3 rRNA genes are annotated in these 5,601 nt (G+C 55.5%); all 3 read right to left on the bottom strand.

The window, feature by feature from the left end:
• Positions 1-79 precede the first annotated feature (79 nt).
• The 3 genes from rrf to KVA01_RS12385 all read right to left on the bottom strand — a co-directional run bounded on the left by rrf (position 80) and on the right by KVA01_RS12385 (position 5,422).
• Positions 80-196: ribosomal RNA gene (gene rrf / locus KVA01_RS12395) — 5S ribosomal RNA — on the bottom strand.
• A 192-nt stretch (positions 197-388) separates the two neighbouring features.
• Positions 389-3,512, bottom strand: a 23S ribosomal RNA gene (locus KVA01_RS12390).
• Positions 3,513-3,891: 379 nt separating this feature from the next.
• Positions 3,892-5,422, bottom strand: a 16S ribosomal RNA gene (locus KVA01_RS12385).
• The 16S, 23S and 5S rRNA genes sit together here, the layout of an rRNA operon.
• Between the last annotated feature and the right edge of the window lie 179 nt (positions 5,423-5,601).

The raw sequence follows: 5,601 nt of genomic DNA, 5'->3' as shown, positions 1-5,601 counted from the left end.
GGGTGTTAAATGCGGGGAGGCCCCACACCATCACGCTCAACCGAGCGTGCGGTGTGGGGCCTCAACCCTCTTACGTGAATTCCGGCGGTGACTTACTCTCCCACACCCTACCGAGTGCAGTACCATCAGCGCTGTGGGTCTTAGCTACCGGGTTCGGGATGGGACCGGGCGTTTCCCCCACGCTATAACCACCGGAAACCTACACCCCCACACCCACCAGCAAGGCGGGTACCAGGGGAAACCTGTACGTCCCCGTGCCATACACGAGAAACCATTATTCGTTGACCAACCACACACCCCCACCACCCTTACGGGCTTGTAGTGTTGGGTTGTTAGTGGTCAACCACATAGTGAACGCGAACACCACACCTTCGATGAAACATTGTGTGTGTATAAGTCTTCGGTGTATTAGTACCAGTCAGCTCCACGCCTTACAACGCTTCCACACCTGGCCTATCAACCCAGTCGTCTACTGGGCACCTGACACCCCCTTACGGGGGTTAGGAAATCTCATCTCGGAGCAAGCTTCCCGCTTAGATGCTTTCAGCGGTTATCAATCCCGAACGTAGCTAATCAGCGATGCTCCTGGCGGAACAACTGACATACCAGAGGTTCGTCCGTCCCGGTCCTCTCGTACTAAGGACAGGCCTCCACAAATTTCCAACGCACGCAGCGGATAGGGACCGAACTGTCTCACGACGTTCTGAACCCAGCTCGCGTACCGCTTTAATGGGCGAACAGCCCAACCCTTGGGACCAACTCCAGCCCCAGGATGCGACGAGCCGACATCGAGGTGCCAAACCATGCCGTCGATATGGACTCTTGGGCAAGATCAGCCTGTTATCCCCGAGGTACCTTTTATCCGTTGAGCGACGGCCATTCCACAATGTACCGCCGGATCACTAGTCCCGACTTTCGTCCCTGCTCGAGCTGCCACTCTCACAGTCAAGCTCCCTTGTGCACTTACACTCAACACCTGATTGCCGACCAGGCTGAGGGAACCTTTGGGCGCCTCCGTTACTCTTTAGGAGGCAACCGCCCCAGTTAAACTACCCATCAGGCACTGTCCCTGACCCGGATCACGGGCCGAAGTTAGATATCCAGAGTGACCAGAGTGGTATTTCAACAACGACTCCACCATAACTAGCGTCACGGCTTCACAGTCTCCCACCTATCCTACACAAGCCACACCGAACACCAATACCAAACTATAGTAAAGGTCTCGGGGTCTTTCCGTCCTGCTGCGCGAAACGAGCATCTTTACTCGTACTGCAATTTCGCCGAGTTCATGGTTGAGACAGTAGGGAAGTCGTTACTCCATTCGTGCAGGTCGGAACTTACCCGACAAGGAATTTCGCTACCTTAGGATGGTTATAGTTACCACCGCCGTTTACTGGGGCTTAAATTCTCCGCTTCGACCCCGAAGGGTCTAACAGGTCCTCTTAACCTTCCAGCACCGGGCAGGAGTCAGTCCGTATACATCGTCTTACGACTTCGCACGGACCTGTGTTTTTGATAAACAGTCGCTTCCCCCTAGCCTCTGCGACCCCCACCAGCTCACACCGTAAAGATGATCACCAGCAGGGGCCCCCCTTCTCCCGAAGTTACGGGGGCATTTTGCCGAGTTCCTTAACCATGATTCTCTCGAACGCCTTAGTATTCTCTACCTGATCACCTGTGTCGGTTTGGGGTACGGGCGACTAGAACCTCACGTCGATGCTTTTCTTGGCAGCATAGGATCACCGAATCCCCTCACCTAAGAGGGTCCCATCACATCTCAGGCACACAACCCGCGGATTTACCAACGGGTCACCCTACATGCTTAGACCAGGACAACCATCGCCTGGCTCGGCTACCTTCCTGCGTCACACCTGTTAACACGTTTACCTCCCCGGATCAGGTCCCACGCTCCCCACACACGCCGTGCACCACAAGGGCACACGATCACGGTGGTTCGGGTGGTTAGTATCCCCGGTTTAGTAGGGTCGGTTCTTCGTCGGTACGGGAATATCAACCCGTTGTCCATCGACTACGCCTGTCGGCCTCGCCTTAGGTCCCGACTCACCCAGGGCAGATTAGCTTGACCCTGGAACCCTTGATCATCCGGCGGACGGGTTTCTCACCCGTCTATCGCTACTCATGCCTGCATTCTCACTCGTTGAGGTTCCACCACTGGGTCACCCCGCAGCTTCACTACCCCAACGACGCTCCCCTACCCACAACACCACCTCAACCACAAACGGCTCAGCTATACGGTGTCATGCCACAACTTCGGCGGTGTACTTGAGCCCCGCTACATTATCGGCGCGGAATCACTTGACCAGTGAGCTATTACGCACTCTTTCAAGGGTGGCTGCTTCTAAGCCAACCTCCTGGTTGTCTAAGCAACTCCACATCCTTTCCCACTTAGCACACGCTTAGGGGCCTTAGTTGATGGTCTGGGCTGTTTCCCTTTCGACTATGAAGCTTATCCCCCACAGTCTCACTGCCACGCTCAACTTGACTGGCATTCGGAGTTTGGTTGACGTCAGTAACCTTGTAGGGCCCATCAGCCATCCAGTAGCTCTACCTCCAGCAAGCAACACGCAACGCTGCACCTAAATGCATTTCGGGGAGAACCAGCTATCACGGAGTTTGATTGGCCTTTCACCCCTACCCACAGCTCATCCCCTCCATTTTCAACTGAAGTGGGTTCGGTCCTCCACGCGCTCTTACACGCGCTTCAACCTGGCCATGGGTAGATCACCCCGCTTCGGGTCTAGATCACGCCACTCACAACGCCCTATTCAGACTCGCTTTCGCTACGACTACCCCACACGGGTTAATCTCGCGACGTAACACTAACTCGCAGGCTCATTCTTCAAAAGGCACGCTGTCACCCCTAAAGGCTCCAACGGCTTGTAAGCACACGGTTTCAGGTACTATTTCACTCCCCTCCCGGGGTACTTTTCACCATTCCCTCACGGTACTGATCCGCTATCGGTCATCAGGAAGTATTCAGGCTTACCAGGTGGTCCTGGCAGATTCACACGAGATTTCACGGGCCCCGTGCTACTCGGGAACAACGTCCAGCCACGACAACCATGGTTTCGTCTACGGGACTCACACCCCCTACGGTCTGGCACTCACCACCAGTTCGACTACCACAACGCCGCGACTCCCAGGGTGGCGACCCCGGAACAACGCATCCCACAACCCCGATCATGCAACCCTCGCCAGGTATCACACACAACCGGTTTAGCCACCATCCGCTTTCGCTCGCCACTACTCACGGAATCACTATTGTTTTCTCTTCCTATGGGTACTGAGATGTTTCACTTCCCCACGTTCCTTCTCGCACCCTATGAATTCAGATACGAGTGACCACGCATAACACGCAGCCGGGTTACCCCATTCGGAGACCCTCGGATCACAGTTCGTTTATCAACTCCCCGAGGCTTATCGCAGATTTCCACGTCCTTCATCAGCTCCTGATGCCAAGGCATCCACCGTGTGCTCGTAACAACTTATACGCCACACAACACAAAACAATCATCAAAGAACACACCACACACCACCCCACAACAGGGGTACTGCGCGGCGTCAAAGATGCTCGCGTCCACTATATAGTTGACAAACAACAACCCACCAACACCCACCCACCAGAACAACCGTCCAGGCTCGCAGATGCTGCGGGAAACCAACCAACACTGACGTGTTGATCGACAACCCAACAATGTGCCACCACACCACACCCCCAACACCACCCACCAGACTGTGCCGGTGAGCGTTCCCGTGTCAGGGAGCAGTGTGTCCGCTTGCTGATATTCCACCCATGAGCATCAACCACAACCCACCGTTAGTAGCGGGTTCGTGGGTGCCGGCCACACGGCCAGCCACAGTGCTCCTTAGAAAGGAGGTGATCCAGCCGCACCTTCCGGTACGGCTACCTTGTTACGACTTAGTCCCAATCGCCGGTCCCACCTTCGACGGCTCCCCCCACAAGGGTTAGGCCACCGGCTTCGGGTGTTACCGACTTTCGTGACTTGACGGGCGGTGTGTACAAGGCCCGGGAACGTATTCACCGCAGCGTTGCTGATCTGCGATTACTAGCGACTCCGACTTCACGTGGTCGAGTTGCAGACCACGATCCGAACTGAGACCGGCTTTTTGGGATTAGCTCCACCTCACGGTATCGCAACCCATTGTACCGGCCATTGTAGCATGCGTGAAGCCCAAGACATAAGGGGCATGATGATTTGACGTCATCCCCACCTTCCTCCGAGTTGACCCCGGCAGTCTCCTATGAGTCCCCACCATCACGTGCTGGCAACATAGAACGAGGGTTGCGCTCGTTGCGGGACTTAACCCAACATCTCACGACACGAGCTGACGACAACCATGCACCACCTGTACACCAGCCCCACAAGGGGGAAGATCCATCTCTGGACCGGTCCGGTGTATGTCAAGCCTTGGTAAGGTTCTTCGCGTTGCATCGAATTAATCCGCATGCTCCGCCGCTTGTGCGGGCCCCCGTCAATTCCTTTGAGTTTTAGCCTTGCGGCCGTACTCCCCAGGCGGGGCACTTAATGCGTTAGCTACGGCGCGGAAAACGTGGAATGTCCCCCACACCTAGTGCCCAACGTTTACGGCATGGACTACCAGGGTATCTAATCCTGTTCGCTCCCCATGCTTTCGCTCCTCAGCGTCAGTAACAGCCCAGAGACCTGCCTTCGCCATCGGTGTTCTTCCTGATATCTGCGCATTTCACCGCTACACCAGGAATTCCAGTCTCCCCTACTGCACTCAAGTCTGCCCGTACCCACTGCACACCCGGGGTTAAGCCCCGGGCTTTCACAGCAGACGCGACAAACCGCCTACGAGCTCTTTACGCCCAATAATTCCGGACAACGCTTGCGCCCTACGTATTACCGCGGCTGCTGGCACGTAGTTAGCCGGCGCTTCTTCTGCACGTACCGTCACTCTCGCTTCTTCCGTGCTGAAAGAGGTTTACAACCCGAAGGCCGTCATCCCTCACGCGGCGTCGCTGCATCAGGCTTTCGCCCATTGTGCAATATTCCCCACTGCTGCCTCCCGTAGGAGTCTGGGCCGTGTCTCAGTCCCAGTGTGGCCGGTCACCCTCTCAGGCCGGCTACCCGTCGTCGCCTTGGTGGGCCATTACCCCACCAACAAGCTGATAGGCCGTGAGCCCATCCAAAACCAGTAAAACCCTTTCCACACGCCACCATGCAGTGACATGTCATATCCAGTATTAGACCCAGTTTCCCAGGCTTATCCCAGAGTTAAGGGCAGGTTACTCACGTATTACTCACCCGTTCGCCACTCATCCACCCAGTGCAAGCACCAAGCTTCAGCGTTCGACTTGCATGTGTTAAGCACGCCGCCAGCGTTCGTCCTGAGCCAGGATCAAACTCTCCGTCAAAAAAATCAACAGAAACCACCAACCACCCCAAAAGACGGTCAGTGGGATCCCAGCTGACACCCAACACCCCAGGAAAACGGGAAAACACCTGCAAGGCATTGGGCCATCAACCAAAAACAAAAAACTTTTGGTATCAACAAACTAGACACACTATTGAGTTGACAAACAACACACCACAA

Origin of the sequence: Kocuria varians (assembly GCF_006539885.1) — a bacterium.
GTDB lineage: Bacteria > Actinomycetota > Actinomycetes > Actinomycetales > Micrococcaceae > Kocuria > Kocuria varians.
Note: the sequence above shows the minus strand (reverse complement) of the source record. Positions and strands in the feature narration are given on the sequence as shown.